Source organism: Solidesulfovibrio carbinolicus (genome assembly GCF_004135975.1).
Classification (GTDB): Bacteria; Desulfobacterota; Desulfovibrionia; order Desulfovibrionales; family Desulfovibrionaceae; genus Solidesulfovibrio; species Solidesulfovibrio carbinolicus.
The window spans coordinates 897694-922622 of the sequence record NZ_CP026538.1; the positions used below are offsets into that span (position 1 = coordinate 897694).

General features: G+C 63.6%; 19 protein-coding genes and 2 tRNA genes. 8 read left to right on the forward strand and 13 right to left on the reverse strand.

The window, feature by feature from the left end; genetic code table 11:
• Positions 1–327: 327 nt before the first annotated feature.
• Both C3Y92_RS04000 and C3Y92_RS04005 read right to left on the reverse strand, forming a co-directional pair.
• Positions 328–403: transfer RNA gene (locus C3Y92_RS04000), tRNA-Glu, on the reverse strand.
• Between the two features lie 12 nt (positions 404–415).
• A tRNA-Lys gene (locus tag C3Y92_RS04005) sits at positions 416–491 on the reverse strand.
• Between the two features lie 148 nt (positions 492–639).
• On the opposite strand from C3Y92_RS04005, the gene C3Y92_RS04010 reads away from it, so the two are divergent.
• Positions 640–1593 carry a hypothetical protein gene (locus C3Y92_RS04010; RefSeq protein ID WP_129349708.1) on the forward strand — a complete coding sequence of 318 codons (954 nt, stop codon included), beginning with the start codon at positions 640–642 and terminating at the stop codon, positions 1591–1593.
• Between the two features lie 139 nt (positions 1594–1732).
• Here the strand turns inward: C3Y92_RS04010 and C3Y92_RS04015 are convergent, their stop codons facing one another.
• The 3 genes from C3Y92_RS04015 to C3Y92_RS04025 form a co-directional block, all read right to left on the reverse strand.
• Positions 1733–2158 carry a hypothetical protein gene (locus C3Y92_RS04015; protein WP_129349710.1) on the reverse strand — a complete coding sequence of 142 codons (426 nt, stop codon included), beginning with the start codon at positions 2156–2158 and terminating at the stop codon, positions 1733–1735.
• A 55-nt stretch (positions 2159–2213) separates the two neighbouring features.
• Positions 2214–3005 carry a methyltransferase domain-containing protein gene (locus C3Y92_RS04020; protein ID WP_391899691.1) on the reverse strand — a complete coding sequence of 264 codons (792 nt, stop codon included), beginning with the start codon at positions 3003–3005 and terminating at the stop codon, positions 2214–2216.
• 158 nt (positions 3006–3163) lie between these two features.
• Entirely contained in the window at positions 3164–6391 is a 3228-nt protein-coding gene (locus tag C3Y92_RS04025; RefSeq protein WP_129349714.1) for a DEAD/DEAH box helicase, read from the reverse strand.
• Between the two features lie 277 nt (positions 6392–6668).
• Here C3Y92_RS04025 and C3Y92_RS04030 point away from each other — a divergent pair, with 277 nt between their 5' ends.
• The 6 genes from C3Y92_RS04030 to C3Y92_RS04055 all read left to right on the forward strand — a co-directional run bounded on the left by C3Y92_RS04030 (position 6669) and on the right by C3Y92_RS04055 (position 14168).
• Positions 6669–8357 (forward strand): peptide-binding protein, encoded by a 1689-nt coding sequence (locus tag C3Y92_RS04030; RefSeq protein ID WP_129349715.1) that lies wholly within the window; start codon positions 6669–6671, stop codon positions 8355–8357.
• 81 nt (positions 8358–8438) lie between these two features.
• On the forward strand, positions 8439–10661 hold the full coding sequence (locus C3Y92_RS04035; RefSeq protein WP_129349717.1) for a RelA/SpoT family protein: 2223 nt from the start codon (positions 8439–8441) through the stop codon (positions 10659–10661).
• Entirely contained in the window at positions 10658–12157 is a 1500-nt protein-coding gene (locus C3Y92_RS04040; RefSeq protein ID WP_129349719.1) for an AAA family ATPase, read from the forward strand. The genes C3Y92_RS04035 and C3Y92_RS04040 overlap by 4 nt, the downstream gene beginning before the upstream one ends.
• Positions 12154–13110, forward strand: coding sequence for a metallophosphoesterase (locus C3Y92_RS04045; protein WP_129349721.1), 957 nt, complete (start codon positions 12154–12156; stop codon positions 13108–13110). The genes C3Y92_RS04040 and C3Y92_RS04045 overlap by 4 nt, the downstream gene beginning before the upstream one ends.
• Entirely contained in the window at positions 13094–13435 is a 342-nt protein-coding gene (locus C3Y92_RS04050; protein WP_129349723.1) for a hypothetical protein, read from the forward strand. The genes C3Y92_RS04045 and C3Y92_RS04050 overlap by 17 nt, the downstream gene beginning before the upstream one ends.
• Positions 13428–14168 (forward strand): AAA family ATPase, encoded by a 741-nt coding sequence (locus C3Y92_RS04055; RefSeq protein WP_129349725.1) that lies wholly within the window; start codon positions 13428–13430, stop codon positions 14166–14168. The genes C3Y92_RS04050 and C3Y92_RS04055 overlap by 8 nt, the downstream gene beginning before the upstream one ends.
• Before the next feature lie 90 nt (positions 14169–14258).
• Here the strand turns inward: C3Y92_RS04055 and C3Y92_RS04060 are convergent, their stop codons facing one another.
• The gene (locus C3Y92_RS04060; RefSeq protein ID WP_015862223.1) at positions 14259–14444 is read right to left on the reverse strand and encodes a hypothetical protein; all 186 of its coding nucleotides are present in this window, start codon (positions 14442–14444) and stop codon (positions 14259–14261) included.
• 134 nt (positions 14445–14578) lie between these two features.
• Complete coding sequence (locus C3Y92_RS04065; protein ID WP_129349727.1) at positions 14579–15028, reverse strand: PPC domain-containing DNA-binding protein; 450 nt, start codon at positions 15026–15028, stop codon at positions 14579–14581.
• Between the two features lie 209 nt (positions 15029–15237).
• On the opposite strand from C3Y92_RS04065, the gene C3Y92_RS04070 reads away from it, so the two are divergent.
• The gene (locus C3Y92_RS04070) at positions 15238–15900 is read left to right on the forward strand and encodes a sce7726 family protein (RefSeq protein WP_129349729.1); all 663 of its coding nucleotides are present in this window, start codon (positions 15238–15240) and stop codon (positions 15898–15900) included.
• Between the two features lie 2 nt (positions 15901–15902).
• Here the strand turns inward: C3Y92_RS04070 and C3Y92_RS04075 are convergent, their stop codons facing one another.
• The 6 genes from C3Y92_RS04075 to C3Y92_RS04100 form a co-directional block, all read right to left on the reverse strand.
• Entirely contained in the window at positions 15903–16970 is a 1068-nt protein-coding gene (locus C3Y92_RS04075) for a beta family protein (protein WP_129349731.1), read from the reverse strand.
• 233 nt (positions 16971–17203) lie between these two features.
• Positions 17204–18412, reverse strand: coding sequence for an FprA family A-type flavoprotein (locus tag C3Y92_RS04080; RefSeq protein WP_129349733.1), 1209 nt, complete (start codon positions 18410–18412; stop codon positions 17204–17206).
• A gap of 45 nt (positions 18413–18457) precedes the next feature.
• Complete coding sequence (gene rd / locus C3Y92_RS04085; protein ID WP_129349735.1) at positions 18458–18616, reverse strand: rubredoxin; 159 nt, start codon at positions 18614–18616, stop codon at positions 18458–18460.
• Positions 18617–19027: 411 nt separating this feature from the next.
• Complete coding sequence (locus C3Y92_RS04090; RefSeq protein ID WP_129349737.1) at positions 19028–21043, reverse strand: methyl-accepting chemotaxis protein; 2016 nt, start codon at positions 21041–21043, stop codon at positions 19028–19030.
• A 96-nt stretch (positions 21044–21139) separates the two neighbouring features.
• Complete coding sequence (locus tag C3Y92_RS04095) at positions 21140–21631, reverse strand: cytochrome c family protein (RefSeq protein WP_129349739.1); 492 nt, start codon at positions 21629–21631, stop codon at positions 21140–21142.
• A gap of 285 nt (positions 21632–21916) precedes the next feature.
• The gene (locus C3Y92_RS04100) at positions 21917–24910 is read right to left on the reverse strand and encodes an AIR synthase-related protein (protein WP_129349741.1); all 2994 of its coding nucleotides are present in this window, start codon (positions 24908–24910) and stop codon (positions 21917–21919) included.
• Between the last annotated feature and the right edge of the window lie 19 nt (positions 24911–24929).

Genomic DNA, 24929 nt, shown 5'->3' on the forward strand with positions numbered 1-24929 from the left:
AGCTTTATGTTGCGTGCTGTCCTCGGCAGGTTCGAGGTGCTGGGCGATGGCGTCGGTAGGTATTTTTACATGTTTATAAATGGGCTTCTTTGTGTTTGCCGATGAAAATTGGCTGGCTTATGCGTAGCGCTTCGATGAGGAGCTGCATGGTGGGCAGCGAACCCCACGGCCTGGACGCCACCTCTTTTTACATGGCCCGCACGTTTCTCGGCGGCCGCAAGCCGGTCATCGATGGGAAGCCGCCAAAAACGGCGTCACGTGTTGGGAATAGTGTTGGGTAAGAAAAAGGGCCTACAGCCGTTTTAGCTGTAAGCCCTTGAATTAGCTTGGCGTCCCCAAGGGGATTTGAACCCCTGTTAGCGGCGTGAGAGGCCGCCGTCCTAGGCCACTAGACGATGGGGACCTAATGCGAGGCTGGTGGGCCGTGCTGGGCTCGAACCAGCGACTCTCTGCTTAAAAGGCAGATACTCTACCGACTGAGTTAACGGCCCACACGGGAAGAATGTCTCTATGCCCATGGGCCGGTTCTGTCAAGCGACATCTTTCCAATCCGGGAAAAAAGTCGCCTTGCCGACAAAAAAGCCCTGTTGCGCCAGCCCGCTTCCCAAACCGCCCCGGCCGGACTATACCTCACGTCCCATGGATATCGCCCACATCTGGCAGGCCCTTGGCTGGCCGCTCCTGCGTTTGCTCGGTTCCCTGGCTCTGGGGCTTTTTGTCGCCAACCTCATCGAGGCCCTCAACTGGACCCGGTTCCTGGCAAGGCTGGCCGCGCCCATAATCCGCGTCGGCCATCTCAAGGACGTCATCGGCGCAAGCTTTTCCATGGCCTTTTTCTCGGGCGTGGCCGCCAATTCGCTTTTGGCCGAAGCTTACGGCCAGGGCAAGCTCACCGACCGCGAACTGGTTCTGGCCAACCTTTTCAACAGCCTGCCCACCTATTTCCTGCATTTGCCGCAAATGTTTTTCATCACCGTGCCCTTTATCGGCCCACGCGCCGCCGCGACCTACGTCGGCCTGACGCTCGCTGCCGCCGTGGCCCGCTCGGCCGCCATCCTCGTCTACGGCCGGCTCGTCCTGCCGCCGCTGCCCGACGGCTGTGTGGTCTGCCATCTAACCGACGACGCCTTTTCCTGGAAAAAAGCCCTGGCCAAGGCCTGGAAACGCTTCAAGCGCCGGCTGCGTTCCATGGTGCTTTTTACCGTGCCGGTTTACGTGCTTTTTCATTATCTGGCCGTGTGGGGGGCCTTTGAGGCCATGGAGCGTTTTTTGGCCGCCCATCTGGGCTTTCTGTCCTGGATGACGCCCCAGGCGGTCAGCATCGTGGTGTTTCAGATCGCGGCCGAGACCTCGGCCGGGCTGGCCGCCGCCGGCGCCATGCTCGGGGCCGGCGACCTCGACCATCGCCAAGTGGTGCTGGCCCTTTTGGTCGGCAACATCCTGTCCACGCCCATGCGGGCCTTTCGCCACCAGTTTCCCTACTATGCCGGCATCTTCAAGCCCAAGGTCGCGGCCCGGCTCATCGTCCACAACCAGGCCCTGCGGGCGGCCAGCCTCGTGGCCGTGCTCATCGGCTACGCCGTTTTGAGCTAGGTTCCGAGGTGGTTGCCGTGTCCGACGCCGCCTGGGCCGCCCGCGACGCCATCGCCGAATTGCAGCGGCTGGACGCCGGCCCCCTTAACCCCTTTCTTCGGATGGGGGGCTGGGGGCCTCTTTTCCTCCCCGCCTCTTTCTACTTTTGCTTGCGCTTATACTCCACGTAGCCGGCCCGGGGGTTGTCGCCGCCCGAGGACAGATAATAGAAAACCATGGCGTCGGGGCCTTCGAGCTTGCCCAGGCGCAGGGCGTCCTTGTGGCCGACGAAGTAGAATTCCTCGCCGTTCTTGTCGATGACGCCGGAGAAGGTGTCCTTGCCCGTGACCTTGCCGGTCCAGCTGACCTCGCCGGAAAACACCCGGCCGTGTTGTTCCTTGACGACCAGGGTGGCGGACTGTTTGTCACCGGTGACGAAGCCGTTTTTCGTGTCGTGCAGGGCGAAGCCGGCGGCTTCCCAGGTGCCGACGAGTTGCGGGATGCCCTGGCTCTGGGCCTGGGCGGAAACGGCCGGGACGGCCAGCAGCAACGCAACAAGGACGAGCAGGGCACGGCGCATAAGCATGACGGACTCCTTCGGGGTTGGGGATGTGGGCGCGGCCTGGGGCCACGGAACCATACTACCCGAGCGGAGCCGGAATGCAACGGGAGGGAGCGGGTTTTCGCGCCAGAAACGTCATGCCCATGGTGGCCGGCGAACTGGCGTAGCCCGAGGGGCCCAGGCAGGCCACGTCGGTAAAGCCGCTTTGCCGAAGAAGAACCGCAAACGCCGTTTGCGACACAGCGCCCCCCTGTCAGGTGAACCAGGAGGCGACCATGGCCGCATGGTCTTGGGGCGGCGGCCCCAGGCGGATCTGGTCGGACACGGCCAGCCGCCCGCCCGGGCGCAGGACCCGGAAGGCTTCAGCCAGGGCCGTTTGCTTATCCACCACCAGATTGAACACGCCATTGGAGAGCGCCAGATCGAAAGCGGCGTCGCCGTAGGGGAGGGCTTCGGCCGATCCCAGGCAAAAGGCGACGTTGCCCAGGCCGGCGCGAGACCGGTTGGCCTCGGCCCGTCGGGCCAGGGCCGGGGAATATTCCAGGCCGGCCACAAAACCCTCCGGCCCGGCCGGGAGGGCGGCGAGCAGCGCATCGACCCCGGCACCGCAGCCGATGTCGAGAATCCGTTCCCCGGGTTCGGGTCTTCCGGCAGCCAGGGGATTGCCCACGCCGACGAAGCCGGCCAGGACTTCGACCGGCAGCTGTGCCGTCAGGGCCGCATCGTAACCCAGGCCGGCCAAGCCTTGGCTGCCCACGGGGTAACGGAACTGGCCCTGGGCGGTGACGGCCACCTGTTCGTATTTGGCGAGGACGGCCTGGCGGATGCGGACTCGGTCCTCGGGTGAGACGGCGGGAAATACGGATTGCATCGGATGGGGTTCTCGATTGCTGGCTGTTTGATCGGGAAAGCCTATGGGAAGTCGCCTTGGCCGGCAACCATCGCGGTCGTCAGTCCAAAAGACACGAAAAGGGGGGGGCACGCCGGCCCCCCCTTTTATCGGTTACTTTGTATGCAACTCTCGCCGAGCTAGACGTCGAACAGCGATTCCAGGTCGGTACGCGTGAGGGACTTGAAGGCGTCCTGGCCGGGGATGACGGCCTCGGCCACATCCCGTTTCTGTTCCTGGAGCTTGAGGATCTTTTCTTCCACCGTGTTCTGGCAGATGAGCTTGTAGGAGAAGACCTGCCGCAACTGGCCGATGCGGTGGGTACGGTCGGTGGCCTGGTTCTCCACGGCCGGGTTCCACCACGGGTCGTAGTGGATGACGTAGTCGGCGCTGGTGAGGTTTAGCCCCGTGCCGCCGGCCTTGAGGGAAATGAGGAACACCTTGATGTCTTCGGTCTGATTGAACTTGTCCACCTGATCGAAGCGGTCCTTGCTGGAGCCGTCGAGGTAGCAAAACGGCATCTGGCTGATGCTCATCCAGGAGCGGATGATGTGGAGCATCTGCACGAACTGGGAAAAGACCAGCACCTTGTGGCCTTCCTCGATGCAGTCCGTGATGAGATCCTTGAAGGCGTCGAACTTGCCCGAGGGCAGATTGGTGTTGACGCCGGGCAGGTCGAGCTTGAGCAGGCGCGGGTGGCAGCAAATCTGGCGCAGCTTCAGCAGCGCGTCGAGAATCGACATCTGCGACTTGGCCATGCCCTTTTCATCAACGGTGGCCAGCACCTGTTCCTTGAGCTTTTTGGCCAGGGCAGCGTAAAGCTCCAGCTGCTCGTCGAGGAGGTTGCAGTAGTAGGTGTTTTCCACCTTGGGCGGCAGATCCTTGGCCACCTCGTTCTTGGTGCGCCGCAGGATGAAGGGTTTGACCCGGCCGCGCAGGTAATCCAGCGTCTCCTCGTCGCCGTCCTTGATGGGCTTGACGATGCCGCGCTGGAAGGCGTTCTGGCCGCCGAGGAAGCCCGGCATAAGGAACTCGAACAGCGACCACAGCTCGAAGAGGTTGTTCTCGATGGGCGTGCCGGACAGGCAAAGGCGGGTCTTGCCGGCCAGACGCCGCACGGCCCGGGCGGTGATGGTATTGGGGTTTTTGATGTTTTGGGCTTCGTCCAAAATGATGGAGGCGAATTCGTACTTGAGCAGCTCGTCGAGGTCCCGGCGCAGGAGCGCGTAGGTGGTGATGACGAGGTCGGATTCGGCGATGCGCTTAAACATGTTTTCGCGCCGCGCCCCGTAGATGATGAGTTGTTTGAGGTCGGGCACGAATTTCTGGGCTTCGCGCTCCCAGTTGGGCAAAACCGAGGTCGGCACGACGATGAGGTTGGGGCCAATGGCCCCGCGTTCGACGTTGTGCTGGATAAACGACAGGGTCTGGACGGTCTTGCCCAGGCCCATTTCGTCGGCCAGGATGCCGCCGAAACCGTATTCGCGCAGGAAATTGAGGTAGGAAAGCCCCTGGACCTGATAGGGGCGCAAGGTGGCGTTTAGGCCCTTGGGCGGCCGCACCTGGACGATCTCGCGGAAACTGTGGATCTTTTGGCGCAGGTTGTTCCAAAACGAGTCGGTGCGGGCCTCGGGCATGTCTTCCAGGAGCTTGTCCAGGACCGGAGCCTCGAACTGCTTGAACTTGGTCTGGGGCGGCTTGTCCGTGTCGTAGCCCAGGGCCCGCAGCTTGTGGGCGAGCTTTTCCAGCCACGATTCGGGCAGGCTCGTATAGGAGCCGTCCTTGAGCTGGACATAGCGCTTGCCCTGGGTCCAGGCCTTCCAGATCTTCTCGATGGGCACCCGCTGGTCGTCGTACTGCACCTGCAAGTCGAGGTTGAACCACTTCTCCTCTTCCTTGGACTCCACCTCGGCCACGATGACCGGGGTGGACAGGCGCACCTTGTAGCGGGTCAGGTTTTTTTCGCCAAAGACCCGGTACTTCTCGATGAGCTTGGGGTAGGCGTCGAGCAAAAAGACGATGGCTTCCTCGGTCTCCAGGAACCAGTTGGCGTTGTTGCGGGCCTGGAAGCGCATTTCCGCCAGCATGGAGATAAGCGCCTGCTCCTGGTCGCAGTCGCGGGCGATGAGATAGGATTTGCCGTCGTGGAGATACGAGGCGGTCATGAGATCGGGGTTGGGGCCGGGGACCGTGATCTCGCCGTGCTCGGTCTGGTAAACGTTTTGGATTTGCAGGGTCAGCAGGCTGCCTTCCTCGTCGAGGAAGATCTTGGGATCGAAGTTGGCCGGCACGAAAAACGGCTGCATTTTGACCAGGAACTCTTCCTGGCCGTACAGGTCGGTCATGGGCAGATGGGTCCACACCCGGTCGAGGAATTCCGACACGTCGGCGGTGGGGATAAAGGGCGGGTTTTGCGTCATGTCCGACACGAGCTGGGGCGGCAGGCCGGTCTGGACCGGATAGAAGGCGTTTTTCCAGCACACCCAGATGGGCATCTGGCCGTAGAAATAGACCTCCTGGCCGAGGATGGAAAAGGGCGACTTGCCCGGGCTGCCAAGCAGGATGTCAAAGGACAGGCCGTCTTCCTGGAGCCTGGGGGCGAGCTGCAGGCGCATGGTCTTGGACTCGATGCGCACGGGCTGTTCGGTGTCGCGCCAGTAGAGGTAGTATTCCTTGCCGATGGCCCAGAAAAACCAGGCCAGAAGCCCGGGCGGAATTTCCACCCGGTGGCCGGCGTAGTCGAGGTGGTGCTCGAGCATTTCGGCCACCACCGGCAGGGTGGGGGACAGCTCGGACCAGTCCGGGTTTTTGATGATCTGCTCCAGGGTGATTTCGGAATGCACCTGGGAGATGCCGGACTTGTTTTGCCTGGCCCGGAAAAAGGCCACCTGGAGCCGGCCGGGCTCGGGGTGGAAGCGGAAGATGAGGTAGTGGCGGCCGGGTTCGGGCTCGGGCTCGGTGGAGAAATAGGTGCGGAAGGTCTGCCGCCATTCCCCGCGTGAGGCGTGGGCGGCGCTGTCGGACGTCTCGCCGTCGCCGGAGGCCTCGTCCAGGGTACGCAGGCATTTGAGCGCCGTGGCCCCGACATGGCGACATACGCCGGAGAAGGAATCCGGGCAGTTGCAGAAAAAGTTGATGTTGCCTTCACGCAGGTTGACCGAAAGTTCCGAGGCGTAGACCTGGAAATCGTCGCCTTGGACCTGGCCTTCCACATCCCAGAAGTGGTCGTGGCGGTTGACGGTGAGCTTTTGGATGCCGCCGCCGGCCACGATGGCGTGGGCGCCGTCCAGGATATACTCGGGGACGGTTTCGCGAACGAATTCCCCGAGCAACGCTTTGATTTTGGTTTCGTCGTTTCCGTTGGCCATGGGCCTTGGACTCCTTGGTGCGACTTGCCGCGCCGCATCTCGCGTCGGCTGCCGTGCAGGCCGGCGCGGGGCGGACGGGTTCGGGCCGATTACCCGATTTCAGACCGTTTTGGAACGGAAATGTTGCCGACGCCCCAAGGGCCGGGCAGGATCGTGGGGCGCGGGAAAAAGCGCTTTTGTTTTTGGGTGGCTCCGTATATGCATTAGGTGCACGAGGCCTTGCGCATCCGCACCAATACGGTGTTTTGGGCGGTCGTAGCAAGCAAAAAGGAGAACTATGCGTCCGGCGCACGCGGCATTTTTCGTCCTGGTCCTGGGATTGCTCCTGCTTTGCGGCTGTGACGGCCCGTCCAAGCCGGAAGACAAGGCGGCCACGCCGGCCTCGGCTCCGGCCCAGACCACCGCGCCTCAGCCCCCGGCCGCGCCGGTCGGCCAGCCCGAGACCGGCGGGCGCATCGTCATGGCCACCATCGGCGAGCCGTCCAACCTCATCCCCTACCTATCCTCCGATTCGGCCTCCCACGAGGTGGCCGATCTGCTCTACGTGTCGCCGTTGCGCTACGACAAGGACATCCAGCTCGAATGCTTCGCCGCCGAGCGCTATGAGGTCGCCGAGGACGGCAAGCTCCTCAAGTTCTGGCTGCGCCCGGGCATCCGCTGGACCGACGGCGTGGAAGTCACGGCCGAGGATGTGGAATTCACCTACAAGCTCATGATCGACCCCAAAACGCCCACGGCCTATGCCGAGGACTACAAGGTCATTTCGAGCTTCACGGTCACCGGAAAGTACTCCTTCGAAGTCCGCTACAACGAGCCCTTTGCCCGGGCGCTGGTCACCTGGGCCGGCTCCATCCTGCCCAAGCACGTGCTGTCCGGCCAGGACATGATGACCACCAAGTACGCCCGGGAGCCCATCGGCTGCGGCCCCTACATCCTGGACAAGTGGGAGCCGGGCAAGAGCCTGACCCTGCGCTACAATCCCGACTACTTCGAAGGCCGGCCCAACATCGATCAGGTGGTCTACCGCATCATCCCGGACACCTCGACCATGTTTCTGGAGCTCAAGGCCGGCAACCTGGACATGATGGGCCTGACCCCCCAGCAGTACCTCTACCAGACCACGGGGCAGGCCTGGGACGCCGACTGGCGCAAGTACAAGTATCTGTCCTTTGGCTACACCTATCTGGCCTACAACCTTAAAAGCCCGTATTTCACCGATGCCCGGGTGCGTCGGGCCCTGGCCCAGGCCGTCAACAAGGAAAGCATCATCAAGGGCGCGCTGCTCGGCCTTGGCGTGCCCACCATCGGCCCCTACAAGCCCGGTTCCTGGGTCTACGACACCACCATCACCGACTACGCCTACGACCCGGCCAAGGCCAAGGCGCTTCTGGCCGAGGCCGGCTGGAGCGACCGCAACGGCGACGGCGTGCTGGAAGACGTTACGGGGCGGCCCTTTTCCTTCACCATCCTCACCAACCAGGGCAACGAACAGCGCATCAAGGCCGCCACCATCCTGCAAAGCGAACTGGGAGCCATCGGCATAAAGGTCGGCATCCGCACCGTGGAATGGGCCTCGTTTCTCAAGGAATTCGTGGACAAGGGCAATTTCGACGCCGTCGTGCTGGCCTGGTCCATCGCCCAGGACCCGGACAATTACAGCGTCTGGCACTCCAGCAGCGCCGTGCCCGGGGGACTCAACTTCATCGGCTACAAGAATCCCGAAGTCGATGCGCTCCTGGAACGCGGCCGGCGCACCCTGGACCAGGCCGAGCGCAAGAAGGCCTATGACGCCTTCCAAAAGATCCTCCACGACGACCAGCCCTACATGTTCCTCTACACGCCCTACAGCCTGCCCATCCTCACCGCCCGCATTCAGGGCGTGGTTCCGGCCCCGGCCGGCATCAGCTACAACTTCACCAAGTGGTGGATTCCCCGCGACAAGCAGACCTTTCGTCTGGAACAGTAGTTCTTCCGGGCGCGGCGGCGACGCCGGCGCGCCCGACATCACCCGTCATCACCGCCGCCCGCGCGCGAGGCCGCAACCAGCATGATCCGCATCAACGAAATACTCGACAAGACCAGCGCCTACTTGAATGAACAAGAACAGGCGATCATCACCAAGGCCTACGTCTTTTCCGCCGCCGCCCACGCCGGACAGGTGCGCCTGTCCGGCGAACCCTACCTGTCCCATCCCCTGGAAGCCGCCGGCATCCTGGCCGACATGCGCCTGGACGCCGCCTCCATCGCCTCGGGCCTGCTCCACGACACCGTGGAAGACACCAAGGCCACCGTGGACGAGATCGAAGAGCTTTTTGGCGAGGAAGTGGCCGACATCGTGGACGGGGTCACCAAAATAAGCCTCATCCCCTTCGAGACCAAGGAAGAGGCCCAGGCCGAAAACATCCGCAAGATGATCCTGGCCATGGCCGAGGACATCCGGGTGGTCCTGGTCAAGCTGGCCGACCGGCTGCACAACATGCGTACCCTGGAGTTCCAAAAGCCCCACAAGCAGGCGCTTATCGCCCAGGAGACCATGGACATCTACGCGCCCCTGGCCAACCGTCTGGGGCTGCACCGCATCAAGACCGAGCTGGAGGACTGGAGTTTCCGCTATCTCAAGCCCGACATCTACGCCCAGCTCGTGGAAGGGGTGGCCACCCACCACACCGTGGACGAGACCTTCATCGAACGGGTCATCGGCCACTTAAACGAGCTGCTTGGCCCCAACAACATCAAGGCCCGCATCGTGGGGCGGCGCAAGCACCTGTGGAGCGTGCACAACAAGATGCGCGTCCAGGGGCTGACCATCGACCAGGTCCACGATCTGGTCGCTTTCCGGGTCATCGTGGAGACCATCCGCGAGTGCTACCACGTGCTGGGGCTGGTCCACTCCTTGTGGAAGCCCGTGCCGGGGCGCTTCAAGGACTACATCTCCATGCCCAAGGCCAATATGTACCAGAGCCTGCACACCACGGTGGTGGGCCCTGGGGGCGAGCGCATCGAGATCCAGATCCGCACCGAGGAGATGCACCGGCTGGCCGAGGAGGGCGTTGCCGCCCACTGGAAGTACAAGGAGCGCGAGCGGGGGAAATTCAACCCCAAGGACGTGGAGCGCTTCCAGTGGCTGCGCCAGATCATGGACTGGCAGCGCGAGCTCAAGGACTCCCGGGAGTTCGTCACCAACCTGCGTTTCGACCTGTTCCAGGACGAGGTCTACGTCTTCACGCCCAAGGGCGACGTCAAGGAACTGCCCGAAGGGGCCACGGCCGTGGATCTGGCCTTCCTCATCCACACGGCCGTGGGCGAGCACTGCGCCGGAGCCAAGGTCAACGGCAAGCTCGTGCCCCTGGAGACGCCGCTCAAAAACGGCGACACCGTCGAGATCATCACCGACAAGAACCGCCGGCCCAACCGTGACTGGCTCAAGTTCGTCAAGACGGCCAAGGCCCGCACCCGGGTCAAGCACTTCATCCGCACCGAGGAGCGCGAGCGCTCCATCGTCCTTGGCCGGGAGATGCTCGAAAAGCAGGGCCGAAAAGACGGCGTCAACATCAACAAGGCCATAAAAGACGGCTCGTTGCTGGCCCTGGCCCACGACATGTCCCTGGTCGGGGTGGACGACATTCTTTCGGCCGTGGGCTATTCGCGCATCACGCCCAAAAAGATCATCGGCCGGCTCATGCCCAAGCGCGAGGGCGAGGAGGCCGAAGCCGCCCAAGCCAAGGCCGAGGCCCACGCCGCGCCGGAAACCGGGGCCGGCCCCAAGGGCAAGCCCGGCGAGGGCGTGCGCATCCAGGGCGTGGACAACGTGCTGGTGCGTCTGGCCCAGTGCTGCAACCCGGTGCCCGGCGACGCCATCGTGGGCTACATTTCGCGCGGACGCGGGGTGGTGGTGCACACACACGATTGCCCCAACGTGCGCAACCTGGAGTCCGAACGCCTCATGCAGGTGAACTGGGAGGGCGAAAAAGAGCAGCCCTATCCGGCCGGCCTGTCCATCCTGGCCAAGAACCAGAAGGGCGTATTGGGCAAGATCTCCAACATTCTGGCCGACGAAGGCGTCAACATCGACTCCGGGGCCATCCACTCCAATGTGGACGGCACCACGGCCCTGGTTTTCCGCATCGAGGTGCGCGACGCCAGCCACCTTTACCGCACCATCGAACGGCTGCGAAAGCTCGATTCGGTCATCGACGTCAAGCGCCAGGCCGTCAACGACGACCTGGGGTCCTCCCTGGGCACGGCCGAGCCGGGAGCGGGCGAGGCGTGATCCGCCGGCTGACGCTTGTGGATTTCATGGCCCACGGCCGCACGGTCATCGACCTGCCGCCGGGGCTGACGGCGCTCACCGGCCCCAACAACTCCGGCAAGTCGGCGGTGGTGGAGGCCCTGCGCTGTCTGACCGAAAATCCGCCGCCCAAGCACTGCATCCGCCACGGCGCGGCCGAGGCCCGGGTCGAGGCGGAACTTGCCGACGGCACGGTCATCGCCTGGGTGCGCCGGCCCAAGTACGCCCTGTACGAAGTGCGCCGACCCGGAGCCGAGGAACCGGAAACCTACGCCAAGATGGGGCGTGGGGTCGTGCCCGAGGACGTGCGCAAGCTCCTTCGCCTGGGGCCGGTGGCCGTGGACGGCGGCGAGACCGTGGACGTGCACCTGGGCAACCAGCGCGAGCCGGTCTTTCTGCTCTCGGACAAGTCCGGGCCGAAGCTGGCCGCCTTTTTCGCCGCCGCCTCGGAAGCCGCTCACCTCATCGCCATGCAGGCCGCCCTGTCCAAACGCACTACCCAAAAGAAAGCCGAGAAAAAGCGCCTGGACAAGGCGCTTGGCGGCCACGCCCTGGCGCTTGATAAACTTTCCCCGCTGCCGGCCATCGAACTGGCCCTGGACCGGGCCGCCGAGCTGGAAGCGGCCCTGGCCGCCGGCCAGGCCGAGGCCGACCGGCTGGCCGGAATTCTGGCCGAACGGGAGCGTCTGGCCGGGCGGGCGGCCGTCCTTGGCGAGCGCGCCCGGCGGCTGTCCCGGCTGTCGCCGCCGCCGGCCCTGGCCGCCGCCGCCCCCCTGGCCGAGACGGTTGCCCGGCAGCAGACCCTTGGCCGGGCCGTGGCCCGGTTCGCCGCCCGGGTGGCCGCGCTGTCGCCGCTTGGCGCGCCGTTGCCCCTGGCGCCCACGGCGGAACTGGCCGGGCTGGCCCGGGCCGTGGCCGAGGGGCGTTTGGCCCTTGGCCGGCAGACCCGCCGGGCCGCCGCCCTGGCCGGGCTGGCCGCGCCGCCCCAGACGGCCGACACGGCCGCCCTGGCCGAGCTGGCCGGGCGTCTGGCCGCCTGCCTGCCGGCCCTGGCCCGGGTGACCGGCCGGCGGCGGGCGCTTGAAACGCTGGCCGAACCGCCGTCGCCGGCGGCCACGGACGAGCTGGCCCGGCTGGCCGCCGCCGTGGCCGCGCTGCGCGGCCGGGCCGCCGCCCTGGCCCGCCGGGGCGAAACCCTGGCCCGCATCCTGCCGCCGCCGGAAACCACCGACGCGGCCGCGCTGTCCGGGCTGGGGCGGACCGCCGCCAGCCTGCTGGCCGCACGCCAAACGCTCGCCGCCAAACAGGCCGAGCTGGCCGACCGGCAGGGTGCGCTGACCGCCTTTTCCGCCCGGGCCGCCGACCGGCTGGTTGCCCTGGGGGCCTGCCCCCTGTGCGGGGCGTCGCTGACGGCCGAGGCCTTTTTCGCCGGCGGCCACGTCCATGACGCGGCCGGGGACGACGGAGGCGCGTCGTGAGCCTGCCCGTGCGCCGCTGCCGGGGGCTTTTTTGCATCCCCGATCCCCATGTGGCCGCCACGCCGCCCATGCAGCGGCTGGATTCCTACATGGACGACGTTTTGGCCAAGCTGGCCGCCTGTCTGGAGCAGGCCGCCGCCAGCGACTTGGTTCCGGTCGTTCTCGGCGATCTTTTTCACTGGCCGCGCGAGAATCCCAACGTCGTCATGGTGGCGCTCATCGAGCTTTTTCGCGGCCACCATCCCTACGTGCTGGTCGGCAACCACGACAAATACCAGGCCCGGTTCACGGCCGACACCTCCCTGGCCGTGCTGCGGGCGGCCGGCGTGTGCGACGTGCTCGACGAACCCGGGCTTTTCCTGCGCCTGGACACGCCCACGGGCAAGGCTGTGGTCGGGGCCTCGCCCGACGGTTCGCCCCTGCCGACGTCTGTTGCCAAGGAACCGGACGAGACCAGCGTGTGGCTCACCCACCACAACGTCGGGTTCCCGGATTTCGAGGAAAAGCAGATCAAGATTCGGGAGATCCCCGGCCTGGATTGGCTCATTAACGGCCACATCCATCGGCCCCAGCCGACGGTGGCCGCCGGGGGCACGCGCTGGGCCAACCCCGGCAACGTCACGCGGCTGAAGTTCTCCCGCCGTTCCATGGCGCGCATTCCCGAGGCCGCCATCTGGCGGCCGGGGCTGGACGATCTGGAAAAATGGCCCATCCCGCACCGGCCCTTTGCCGAGGTTTTCCCGGACCAGGAGCTGCCGCCCGAGGAGGCGGCCGGCCCGGCCGAGGTCCGCTCGAACTTCCTGGAGGGCCTGGCCCGGCTGGCCTGGAAGCGCACCCGGGAAGGGGCGGGACTCAAGGACTTTTTATCCGCCAACCTCAACCCCGAGCATCCCGAGACGGCCCTTGTCTGGGAGCTGTACCGCGAGGTCACCGATCATGGCGACGCCTCTTGATCGTCGGGGGAGCGCCCCCGCCCCCACCCATGACGCCGACGCCCGACTGCAAAACGAATTGGCCGGGCTTAAGGGCGAATACGAGCGCCTGCGCGACGCCAAGGTGCGCGCCGAACAGGACTTAAGTCACCTGCAAAATCAGTTGGCCGAGCTGGAAGCCAAGGCCGCAGCCGAGTACGGCACGGCCGATCCGGGGGAGCTCACGCGGCTTTTGGAAGAGAAACGGGCGGCCAACGCCCGGCTGGTGGCCGAGTACCGCGAGCATGTGGCCGGGGTGCGGCGCGAGCTTGAGGCCGTGGAGCGGGATTTTGGCGGCAATGGCTGAGGACGGCCCGACCGCCGATATCGGCGCCCTGGCCGCCGAGCGCCGGGAGCTGACGCGCCGGCTGGACCGGCTGTCCGGCCAGGCGGCGGCCATTGTCGCGGCCCATGGGCAGGCGCGGCGGGAGCAGCTCGACGTCGAGGGCTTTCTCGACCTCGCCCCCAAGGCGGCGGCGCGGCTGGAGGAGCTGACCCAGGAGCTTTTCGGCCAGGTGCTCGATGAGATCGAAACCGAACTCACCCATGCCGTGCGCGAGATTCTTGGCCAGAACCGCACGGTCAAGGCCCGGCGGTCGCTCAATAAGGGCAAGCTGTCCATTGAATTCGAGATGGAGCAGGACGGCCAGGCCGAGGACATTTTGACCGGGCAGGGCGGGTCGGTGTGCAACATCCTGTCCGTGGGGCTGCGGCTTATCGCGCTGTCCCAGCTCGATCCGGACGAGCATCGGCCGTTTCTGGTGCTGGACGAGCAGGACTGCTGGCTACGGCCGGACCTTGTGCCGGGCTTTGTGCGGCTGGTGGCGGCCATTGCCGACCGGCTGGGCATCCAGGTGCTCTACATCAGCCATCATCCGGTCGATCTGTTCGCCCTGGAGGCGCGGCGCGTTTACGTGTTGCGGCCCGGCCGGGAGCACGGCCCGAGCCTGGAAATCCTGACCGACCGTCCCCTTGAGGCGTCCGCCTCGGCCGATATGCCTGCCGTCGAAGCCGCCGCCACCTCCCCCGGCGGCGAATAATCCCCCTTTCCCCGTTGTCTCCATACGGGGGGGCTGGGGGCCTCAGGCCCCCAGCCGCCGGAGGCATCTTTTTCTTTATATCTTCGCTTATTATCCACACCGCACGCAACTGCAGCTCGGGCAGGCCGGGCAGCCGCAGCCGATGCAGCTTTGGGGATTGACGGCGAGTTCCTGGCTGTAGGCGGTGAAGGCTTCGGCGGGCATGGCCCGTGAGAGGACGAACAGCGACGCGGTGAGCATCAGGGCCAGGGCGGCGCAGCAGGCGGCAAGGCGCATTTTTTTCTCCTGGGCGCTTCGAGCCTTTGCATACAGACTCGCCAAAGCACCCCCTTTACTACTTTTCAATCGGGGGGTCCGGGGGCCTGAGGCCCCCGGCCGCCGGAGGCCTCTTCCTCTTACTTCTCTTTCCCTTAGCCCCGTTTGCGGCCGAGCAGTTCGAAGCCGGTTTCGGGGTCTTTGGCGCGGGCGAGGTCGGTGCCGGTGATTTCGATGACCACGACTTCGAAGATTTTCCAGACATCGAGGCCGGGGCGCACGCAGCCGGTTTTGGTTTCGCCGGCGCGGCCCAGGGCAGCGTGCATGTGCAGACGCGGGGTGCCGTCCGGGCCGGGGAAGAGGGTGCCGACGGCGGCGGCTTCGTGGACGGCGTCGATGGCGGTGAGCATGGCGGTGGGCGGCATGGTGCGGCCGTCTTCGGGGCCGGTGACGAGGCGGCCGTTTTCCAGGCCGCCCAGGGCGGCGACGAGGGCGGCTTCGACGCCCCGGGTGCGGGCGAAATCCTCGATGGCGTCGGGCAGTCGGTCGCCGTCGCCCAGTCGCAGCACGAACACGCGGCCGAGGCGGCCTTCGGAAACGATCATGGCGGCTCCTTTGCGGGTGCGGATGGTCGCCGTGGGTGGCGACGGGCATTTGTAGCGCCGGGGCCGGCGGCGGGCAAGGGCGGGGATGGTTTTGGCTTGATTTGCTATCTACCGGTATTGTTGGATAAATTATATAAAGTTGCTATTGTGTATAGAATATTATAATTATCGTTCATTCTGGAGCTTGCCACTTCCCTCGCTCAGTTTTAATGACTATCGACAAAATAGAGAAAAGGGTGGGGACAGTGCGGGACAGAGAAATTAGACAAACTTTACATGCAAAAGTGCTTCGTAAATTTCACGCAGACCCGAGGACTCGTGTTTTTGATGAGTTCGGGTTATGCACTGGTTTAACGCGTGTAGATGTTGCTGTCGTTAATGGTGCACTCCATGGTTTTGAAATTAAAAGCGATCAAGATAATTTGTCTCGACTCCCCTCGCAAGTATGTTTGTATTCTAAAGTCCTTGATTTTTCTACTCTTGTGGTTGGAGAGTCGCATCTTGATGCTGCGCGATCTTTGCTGCCAAGATGGTGGGGGGTAATTGTCGTTACATGCAGCAAAAACAACACGCCTATTTTAAAGTGGGAGCGGCGCTCATGTCATAATCCTTCTCTAGATCCACTTTCTGTTGCACAACTGCTCTGGCGTCGAGAGGCGCTTCTTATCCTTGAGGCCCATTCTTTGTCGAAAGGGTTGAGAGCTAAGCCTCGGAATGTTCTTTGGGAGATTTTGGCCAGAGAAATAAAACTGAATGAATTATGTTGGCTCGTCCGGCAGGCGATAAAAAATCGCGGGGAGTGGCGAGACGAAGAGTCGTCTTTTGTCACTCCCCGCGGTGTTGAAAATTTACAAATTTTAGCTCAAATATAGGTCTATATTTGGGCTATTATGTAGGCTATGTGGTGGTTTACGTCTGCAGTGAGCCATTGTGTGAAATAGCCAGTGCTTGGCGGTGCTTGCGATGCTCTCTGTGATATGTAGTCATCGCCAAATGAGAATTGAGGTCCGCAAAATTCAGGTAGTCCACTGACTATCTGTGAGAGTCTGTAATACTGTGTAGGTGGAGCTTGCTTCACAGACTGACCTTTTGCAACTAGCCAATAGGTGTCTGCTGTGTAGCGAATTTTTGGAGCTGGCGCCATATATGGTGCTGGAGGGAGTGGGGTCGCAGGGAGGCAGGTGTAGTCTGAGAAGTTAGGTACTCTTTGTAATTGTGGTGAGACACGTAGGTTGTCCCATATAATCCACTCTATTCTGTCTATTCTGGAGAGGGTTTGTGGGTTTCCTGGTATGATTTGTGGGAATGAAGAGCCAGCCAGGATGATTTCCCTCCATGGGGCTGCAGCGTTTAGTGCATTTATTTCGGTTATGAGCCAGGGGATATGCATTGAGACGGCATTAGGTGATGCAGGATGTATGTCGCCGAGATCGATAAGTATGTCTGTGGCTGTTGTTTGAACGCTTATAGAACTTAGTGTGGTTTGAATGTCGCTGATTACTTGAGCCCTATTGTTAAGCAGGATTGCGGGAATTCTAAGGCATATTCCATTCCCTTGATTTTGTACGATAGTTGATATAGCTGTTTGATATTCGATGGGTCGACAAGGGTCAGTGACGGGGATGATGGATAGGCCTGCATGAATAAGTTGAGAAAATAATGTTAGGCTTGGAGATGGACCAATGTTAGTGTTTGTGAAGAATGCAACACTATTACCGTCAAAGTAGAGCGGCTGATGTCCTGGCCAGGATTGACTGATTTTTGTACAATATTGCTGAAGTGTGGTGTTGTCTTTTATCTTGTCGTTGCTGTGTAGTTCTAGCAACGGGGTAATCAAGTTTTTTTGCTGAGTAGTTAGGTGATATAGGCTTTTCAGTTCGCCCTCTTTCGTTTTTAACATTGGAATGTAGCGTTTCCCTGAGCTTCTTGGGAAAATAGGCATTTATTGTTCTCCCTTGGGTGGTTGGCAGATCTCTGCCGTGTTGGTTTTTTTAATTCTGCCTGCGAATATTTAGGAATGTATTTATAACAAAAACGAGATTTGTAGTCGATATATAATATGTATTTTTTTGTTTTTTAAGGCAGGGTGCTTCAATCATTCGCTATCTCGCAACAAAAAAAGGGGCCGCCCCAATAGGACGGCCCCTTCCATTTCTCTTGAAACGCCAGCGTGCGCTATTCGCCCACGCGCTCGTTGATCATCTTGCCGATGGTGCGGCCCATTTCCACGCAGACGGCGAGCTGCTCGTGGGTGGGCACGAAGAGCAGGCGTACGGGATCGACGGGCATTTCCATGCCCATTTCGCCCAGCCAGCCGGCGATGTCTTTCACCGCTTCGCCGCTCCAGCCGTAGGAGCCAAAGGCCGCGCCAATCTTGCCCTTGGGCTTGAGGCCCTTCATGTAGGTCAGCATGTCCGCCACCTTGGGCAACATGCCGTTGTTGTGGGTGGCCGACCCCACGAACACCGCCGCCGCGTCCCAGACCTCTTCCATGACGTCGGAATGGTCAAAGGCGTGGAGGTTCATGAGCTTGAACGCCACGCCGTGCTCGGCCAGCCCGGTGGCGATGGCGTGGGCCATGCGCTCGGTGGAGTGCCACATGGTGTCGAAGACCAGCACGGCCTTTTTCTTCTGCTTCTGGGCGGCCAGTTCCTTGTAGCGCGAGACGACCCAGGCGACGTCTTCGGGGGTGCGGAACATCAGGCCGTGGTCCGGGCAGATGGCGTTGATCTTAAGGCCCATGGACTCGATGGTCTCGATGGTCTTTTGGGCGATGGGGCTAAAGGGCAGGACGATGTTGGCGAAGTAGCGGTCGAGCTGTTTTTGGAGCAGATGCTTGTCCACTTCGTCGGCGAAACGCTCGGAGGTGGCCCAGTTCTGGCCGAAGGCGTCGGAGGAAATGAGCACGCCGTCTTCGGGGATGAACGTGGCCATGTTGTCGGGCCAGTGGAGCATCCGGGTTTCCAGGAACTGCAGGGTACGCTTGCCAAGCGAGATCGTGGAGCCGGTCTTCACCACTTCGATGGGCCAGTCGGCGCAGTCGAAGTGGGCCTTGAGCGCCCGTTCGCCCATGGGCGAGGTGAAGATTTTTTCCGGCTTGGTGCGGGCCACCAGTTCGGGCAGCTCGCCCGAGTGGTCCATTTCCACGTGGTTGACGATGAGGTAATCGACGTCCTCGGGTTTGACCAGATGGGCCAGGCGGCAGAGCATTTCATTGCCATGGCCGGCCTTGACCGAATCAAACAGGGCGATTTTCTCGTCCTTGACCAAAAAGGCGTTGTAGGTCGTCCCGGTGGGGGCCGTCATGTAGCCGTGGAAGTCACGGCATTCCCAATCGACGGCTCCGACCCAGTAGACGCCTTCACAGATGGCGACAGGTCGCATGTACATCCTCGAATCGCCGCATTCAAAACAGCGGCGCAGGGCGTGTTAGGCTTTGTTGAATTCGCTTTTGGGCGCGCCGCAGACCGGGCAGACCCAGTCTTCGGAGACGTCTTCGAACTTGGTGCCGGGGGCCACGCCGTTGTCGGGGTCGCCGGCGGCGGGATCATACACGTAACCGCAGATGGTGCACTCGTATTTATCCATGATGTTCGTTCTCCGTCATTGAGGTTGGCCGGCTTGGCGATCCTTATTTGCCCTCAGCGCCGGGTCCGCCGTGAAGGCGCCCTTGCCTGAGCGGCAACAAGGTCATGTTTCCGGCGGCGCGACTGAAGCCTTGGGGCCAAACGCCACGGAATCGCGTCACGGAATCGGCCTTGCCGACAGGACGCGCGACCGAAAATAGCGGTCACGCACGGACAAGTCTATCCTTTAGTTTACCCCAAATTGTCAAGGCCGGCCGGCCCGGAGGACAGCCTTTTGACGGCATGGATATTGTCTCGCGCCGTCCCTGTCTTCGTGCCGCGTCCTGGCAAGGCGCGGAGCCGTTTGGGGGACAACCGATGCAAGGCGCGGTGTTTCCTGAAAATATGATCCTCTTGGTGGACGCGGCGCGGCCTAGCCCTCCCGGAACTGTTCCACCAGTTTGGCCAGATGGTTGGCCATGGAGCGGACTTCGCGGATGCGCTCGCCGGCTTCGGCGATGCGGCTGGTGAGGTCCTGGGAAAGTTCGTTGATGTGGGCCACGCTGGTGGAAACTTCTTCGCTGGTGGCCGACTGCTGTTCCGAGGCGGTGGCGATGTTGCGCACCATGTCGGCGATGCGTCCGGCCTGGTTCACGATGCGCCCGAGCACCGCGCCGGAGCCTTCGGCCATGTCGGCGGTGCGCTCCACCCGGGCCTTGGTTTCGTCCATGCCCGAGACGGCCTGCCGGGTGCTGGTCTGGATCTCGCCCACGGCGGCGGCCACCTCGGTGGTGGCGTGCATGGTCTTTTCGGCGAGCTTTCTGACCTCGTCGGCCACCACGGCAAAACCGCGTCCGGCGTCGCCGGCCCGGGCCGCCTCGATGGCGGCATTCAAGGCCAGCAGATTGGTCTGGTCGGCGATGTCGCCGATGACCGAGAGCACCTGGCCGATGTTCTCCGCCCGGGTTTCGAGCTGCCCCAGGGAGGCGGCCAGATCGGCTGTGCGCCGGGAGACCTTGCGGGTTTCCTCCACGGTCTGCTCCACTTCGCGCCCGCCGGCCGAGGCCTCACGGCTGGCCTCGTCCGAGGCCCGGGCCGTGTCGCCGGCGTTTTTCGCCACTTCCATGACCGTGGCGTTCATCTCCTCCATGGCCGTGGCCACGCGCTCGGTTTCCCGGGCGGTATTGGCCACGCCCGTGGTCAGCTCCTCCATGCGGGCGCTTAAGACGTCCGAGGCGTCGGACAGCTCCCGGGCGACGGAGGTGACCTCGTCGGCCACGGTCAGGAGCTTTTCGCGCTGGGCCTTGATGTGGTCCTTGTCGCGCTCCTCCTGGGTGAGGTCAATAAGCACGCCGATGACGCCCACCACCGCGCCCGAGGCGTTTTTGAGGGGCGAGATTTCGTAGTGCAGGGGAAACGCCCGGCCGTCGGAGCGGGTAAACCGGGTGAACCCGCTGGAGCATTCCCCGGTTTCCAGCACGGCGGCGCAGCCCGAACGGCCGTCCTCGCGCATGAAGCTGTCGGTGACGGGGTTGCCGAGCATGGCCGAGGCGTCCTTGCCGAGGATGCCGGTGAGCGGCGCGTTGACGAACTCGAAGCGGCGCTCCCGGTCAGCCACGAAGATGGGAATGATGACGCCGTTTAAGATGCCCCGGTTGTATTCGAGCTGGTCCTTCATGGAACCGACCATGGCCGAGAGATTGGCGGCCAGGGCGGCGATTTCGTCCTTGCCCGGATCGGCGAAGGTCAGGTCCAGGGAGCCGGCGGCGATTTGCGAGGACAGGCCGGCGATGTGCTTGACCCGGGTGACCACGGCGAATTTAATGAAAAGGAGCAGGGCGGCCAGCAGGGAGACCAGCCCGGCCAGGGAGACACCGGCCGCCTTCCACTGGTCGCCGGCTAGGCGGGCCATTTCCGGGCTGACGTCCTGGACCACCACCATGGCCCCGAGGATGGGCTTGGACGCGCCGTGGCAGTGGTGGCAGGCGGGTTCGTTCTTGATGGAGCTTACCGCCACGAAGGAAGGCTTGCCGGCCCAGGGAATGATCTCGCCGCCATGGTAGTCGCCGGTCAGGGCCTTTTTGACCATGGCCGCCACCGAGGCGTCGGGGGCCAGGCGGTCCATGTCCTGGCGCGCGGCGGCCGTGTCGGTTGCGTAGGTCACGTTGCCCTTATAATCGGTGAGAAAGGCCCGGATGTCGGCGTGGGCGCTGGCGGTCTTGGCGAATTGGGCGGCGGTTTCGGCGTTCTTGCCCAGGCGCATGGGCTCTTCGATGGCCATGCGCAGCATGTCGCTGGTCTTGCGGGCCGAACGGTCGATCATGTCCACGGTCCCCTGGCGCTGCCAGTGGGCGTTGGCCAGAAACAGGCCGGCAAAGGCGGCGATGGTCAGACCGGAGACGAGGAGCAACACCTTAAGGCCCAGGGAGCGCGATACCACGTCGAACATTGCCGGACTCCTTGTGTGGCGTCCCGGCCGGCGGCGGCCGGCGGCGGGATGGGGCGGGAACGGTTGCGACGGCCCTGGCGGGCCTGCCCGGCCGGATCAGTGCGCCCCGGCGAACAGCATGGGCTTGAAATTAAACGAGCGCACCCGCTCGGCGTTGTGGCAGCGCTCGCACTCGCTCATGGCCAGCTTGGCCCGGATCAGCCCCGGGTCACCGCCGGAATCGGCATGGGCCGAACCCGGGCCGTGGCAGACCTCGCAGCCGGCGTCGGCCAGTTCCGGGGTTTTTTCGAAGCTCACAAAACCGCCGGGCTGGCCGTAGCCTGTGGCATGGCAGGCGAAGCAGCCGTTTAATTCCTCGGGCGTGAGCTTGGGGGCCATGATCTTGACCGACTGGGAGGAATGGGCTTTTTTGGAATACTTGGAGTAAGACTCGTATTCCTTGGGATGGCAGGCCATGCAGGCTTTGGAACCGACATAAGTCGCCTGGGCCTGGGCGGCGGCGAGAGGGACAAACGTTGCAGTTCCGATTGGGCAGGCGCATAGACCCGCCGTGAGCAATGCCAGAGTCCAGGCACGCCAACGGACCATTGCGGTCTCCTCGTGTTGAGGTGGGAAGATTACCGATTAAGATAACAGATGAACAGCAAAGAGGCAATACGGTTTTCAGAATGGCGGGGAAGTCTTTGGCCGGCGGGGAATCGTGTTTGTTGGCATAAAGACCAAATGCGGTTGGCGGCGGATTGTGCGCGATCGCCGGCCGCCGTTGGCGTGGCAAGTCCCCGGGTGGCGGGATGATGTTAGGCGGACCACGAAAAAACGCCGGGAGAGCCGCTCTCCCGGCGTTTGGCGTGTGATGAGAGGGATGGGGACCGGCTACCAGTCCAGGGTGGCCTTGAAGGCTCGGGCCAGCTCCTCGGCCGGTTCGGCGCAAAGGACGGCCTTGCCCCGGCGAAGGGTCAGCTCCGGGGCGCTCGTGACGGTCCCGAGCAGTCCGCAAGGCTGGCCGGCGAACAGGGCCTCGAAAGCGGCCTGGTTTTCCGGCGCGACGGTGACCACCAGACGGCTGGCGGATTCGCTGTAGAGCAGTTCCAGGTCGGTCAGGCCACGCGCGCCCGGGGCGGCGTCGCAATCAAGATCGGCCCCGAGCCGGCCGCCGATGGCCATTTCGGCCAGAGCCACGGCCAGACCGCCGTCGGAGCAGTCGTGGCAGGCCGAGACCAGACCCGTCATCATAGCGTCGTGCAGCGTCTTGTAGCGCCGCCGGGCCGAGACGGCCTCGACCTGCGGCACGTCGGGGGAAGTAAATCCCAGCTCGCCGGCCAGCTCCGAAGCGCCCAACTCGGCCAGGGTCGCCCCCAGCACATAGACGAGATCGCCGGCGTTCTTGAAGTCGGAGGTGACCACCCGGCTCACGTCAGGCACGAAGCCCATGACGGAGAACAGCACCGTGGGTGGAATGGAGATCTTGGCCCCGCCGCCGGAATAGTCGTTTTTCATGGAGTCCTTGCCCGACACGCAGGGCGTTCTAAACGCCCGGCAGAAGTGGGCCAGGGCCTTGTTGGCCCGCACCAGCTGGGCCAGCTTGTAGCGGCCGTCCGGGGTCTTTTCGGACTCGACGGGATCGCACCAGCAGAAGTTGTCCACGCCGGCCAGCCGGTCGGGGTCGGCCCCGACGGCCACGGCCCCGCGCACGGCCTCGTCAATGGCCGCGGCCATCATCCAGTAGGCGTCGATGTCGGAATAGCGCGGGCAGATGCCGTGGGACAGGGCCACGCCCTCGGGGCGCGACAGCACCGGCCGCAGCACGCCCGCGTCGGACGGGCCGTCGCGGCGTACGCCGACCATGGGCTTGACGGCCGAGCCGCCCTTGACCTCATGATCGTACTGGCGAACCACGTATTCCTTGCTGCAGATATTGAGGCGCCCCAGCATCCGCTTGAGCAGCGCGCCGTGGCCCTCGGCCGGCAGCTTCGGCTCGGTGCGGGCGATGACCGGACGTGTCCATTCGGCTTTAAGCGCCATGCGCGGCGTGCCGCCGTGGAGAAAGTCCATGTCGATGTAGGCCACCGTGCGCTGGCCGTAGTAGACGCGCAGGTAGCCGGAATTGGTGAAGTTGCCCAGTTCCGTGGCCTCGACGCCCATTTCCTTGGCCAGCCGCATGAAGTCGGCGAACTTGTCGGGCGGCACGGCCAGGGTCATGCGTTCCTGGGCCTCGGAGGTAAATATCTCCCAGGGAACCAGGCCGTCGTACTTGAGCGGGGCGCGGTCGAGATAGAGTTCGCAGCCGCCGGCGTCCTGGGCCATTTCGCCCACGGAACTCGACAAACCGCCGGCCCCGTTGTCGGTGATGGCGTTATAAAGGCCCATGTCCCGGGCGCGCATGAGGCAGTCGTACATGCGGCGCTGGGTGATGGGGTCGCCGATCTGCACGGCCGTGGCCGGGGAGCCTTCGTGGAGTTCCTCGGAAGAAAACGTCGCGCCGTGGATGCCGTCCTTGCCGATGCGGCCGCCGACCATGACGATGTAGTCGCCGGGCAGGGCCTTTTTGACGTGGCTGGGCTTGCCGTTGATGGTCGCTGGCAACATGCCGACGGTGCCGCAAAAGACCAGCGGCTTGCCCAGGAAGCGCTCGTCAAAGACGATGGAGCCGTTGACCGTGGGCACGCCGGACTTGTTACCGCCGTGCTCCACGCCCTCGCGCACGCCTTCGAGCACCCGGCGGGGATGGAGCAGGCGCGGGGGCAATGTACCCTCGTGGAAGGGCGAGGCGAAGCAGAAGACGTCGGTGTTGCACAGGAGATTGGCCCCGATGCCGGTGCCCATGGGGTCGCGGTTGACGCCGACGATGCCGGTGAGCGCGCCGCCGTAGGGGTCCAGGGCCGAGGGGCTGTTGTGGGTCTCCACCTTGATGCACAAATTGAGGTCGTCGGTGAATTTGACCACGCCGGCATTGTCGGAAAAAACGGACAGGCAGAAGTCGTTTTCGCCCAGGGCCGCCCGGATGTCGGCGGTGGAACGCTGGATGTAGCTCTTGTACAGGCTCGAAATGGCTTCGGTCCGGCCGGTCTCGTTGTCGATGTAGGTGATGTCGGCGCTAAAGATCTTGTGCTTGCAGTGCTCGGACCAGGTCTGGGCCAGGCATTCCAGTTCCACATCGGTGGGATTGTGGATGAGTCCCCAGGACACGCGGCGGACCTTGAAGCCGGGCAGGCCGAAATAGGCGCGGATGGCCCACCACTCGTCCAGGGACAGGGCCAGGGTGCGCTCGCGGCCAAGGGCCAGCATCTGCTCCTCGGTCATGTTGAACAGGTCAGGCACTTCCACGGTGGAGTCGGCCTTGCCCGTGACCTTGGCCGTGCGGGCCGTAAAGCCCGGTTCGGCGGTCCACTCGGCGGCGGATTTGACCTCATGGCGCTGGAGCAGGTCGTTGGCCAGCAGATCCAGGGCCACGTGTTCGGCGGCGGCCCGGTCGGCCAGTCCGGCGATGTGGTATTGCACGCCGGTGTAGACGGAAAGTCCCTTGCGGCCGGCCTCGTCCAGGCCCAGGGCCAGGGCGATGGCTTCCTTGGCCGTGCGGGCTTCGTTGTCCGTGACGCCGGGGCGAAAGCTCACCTCGATGACCCAGTCGGCCGGGACGGCGGGGGTGATGGGCGCGGCCGAGGCGGTCTGGACCACGGGATCGTGGAGCACGCCAGCGGCGATGACGGCCTCGACGGCGCTGGGGTCCAGGCCGTCGATGGTGAAAATCTTGACGATGGAGACGGCGCTGACCGGCAGGTGGAGTTCGCTTTGGATCTTGCCGGCCACGCGCTGGCCGACCACGTCCCGGACGCTTGGGCGCAGGCCCACGGCGACGCGACTGAGCATGGCGTTCCTTCCGTTATGA

What these genes read in the sequence shown, in the direction of transcription:
- C3Y92_RS04010 (WP_129349708.1), top strand. Translation starts at nt 640, where the DNA reads ATGGATATCGCCCACATCTGGCAGGCCCTTGGCTGGCCGCTCCTGCGT.
- C3Y92_RS04015 (WP_129349710.1), bottom strand. Translation starts at nt 2,158, where the DNA reads ATGCTTATGCGCCGTGCCCTGCTCGTCCTTGTTGCGTTGCTGCTGGCC.
- C3Y92_RS04025 (WP_129349714.1), bottom strand. Translation starts at nt 6,391, where the DNA reads ATGGCCAACGGAAACGACGAAACCAAAATCAAAGCGTTGCTCGGGGAA.
- C3Y92_RS04030 (WP_129349715.1), top strand. Translation starts at nt 6,669, where the DNA reads ATGCGTCCGGCGCACGCGGCATTTTTCGTCCTGGTCCTGGGATTGCTC.
- C3Y92_RS04035 (WP_129349717.1), top strand. Translation starts at nt 8,439, where the DNA reads ATGATCCGCATCAACGAAATACTCGACAAGACCAGCGCCTACTTGAAT.
- C3Y92_RS04050 (WP_129349723.1), top strand. Translation starts at nt 13,094, where the DNA reads ATGGCGACGCCTCTTGATCGTCGGGGGAGCGCCCCCGCCCCCACCCAT.
- C3Y92_RS04055 (WP_129349725.1), top strand. Translation starts at nt 13,428, where the DNA reads ATGGCTGAGGACGGCCCGACCGCCGATATCGGCGCCCTGGCCGCCGAG.
- C3Y92_RS04060 (WP_015862223.1), bottom strand. Translation starts at nt 14,444, where the DNA reads ATGCGCCTTGCCGCCTGCTGCGCCGCCCTGGCCCTGATGCTCACCGCG.
- C3Y92_RS04065 (WP_129349727.1), bottom strand. Translation starts at nt 15,028, where the DNA reads ATGATCGTTTCCGAAGGCCGCCTCGGCCGCGTGTTCGTGCTGCGACTG.
- C3Y92_RS04070 (WP_129349729.1), top strand. Translation starts at nt 15,238, where the DNA reads ATGACTATCGACAAAATAGAGAAAAGGGTGGGGACAGTGCGGGACAGA.
- C3Y92_RS04075 (WP_129349731.1), bottom strand. Translation starts at nt 16,970, where the DNA reads ATGCCTATTTTCCCAAGAAGCTCAGGGAAACGCTACATTCCAATGTTA.
- C3Y92_RS04080 (WP_129349733.1), bottom strand. Translation starts at nt 18,412, where the DNA reads ATGCGACCTGTCGCCATCTGTGAAGGCGTCTACTGGGTCGGAGCCGTC.
- rd (WP_129349735.1), bottom strand. Translation starts at nt 18,616, where the DNA reads ATGGATAAATACGAGTGCACCATCTGCGGTTACGTGTATGATCCCGCC.
- C3Y92_RS04090 (WP_129349737.1), bottom strand. Translation starts at nt 21,043, where the DNA reads ATGTTCGACGTGGTATCGCGCTCCCTGGGCCTTAAGGTGTTGCTCCTC.
- C3Y92_RS04095 (WP_129349739.1), bottom strand. Translation starts at nt 21,631, where the DNA reads ATGGTCCGTTGGCGTGCCTGGACTCTGGCATTGCTCACGGCGGGTCTA.
- C3Y92_RS04100 (WP_129349741.1), bottom strand. Translation starts at nt 24,910, where the DNA reads ATGCTCAGTCGCGTCGCCGTGGGCCTGCGCCCAAGCGTCCGGGACGTG.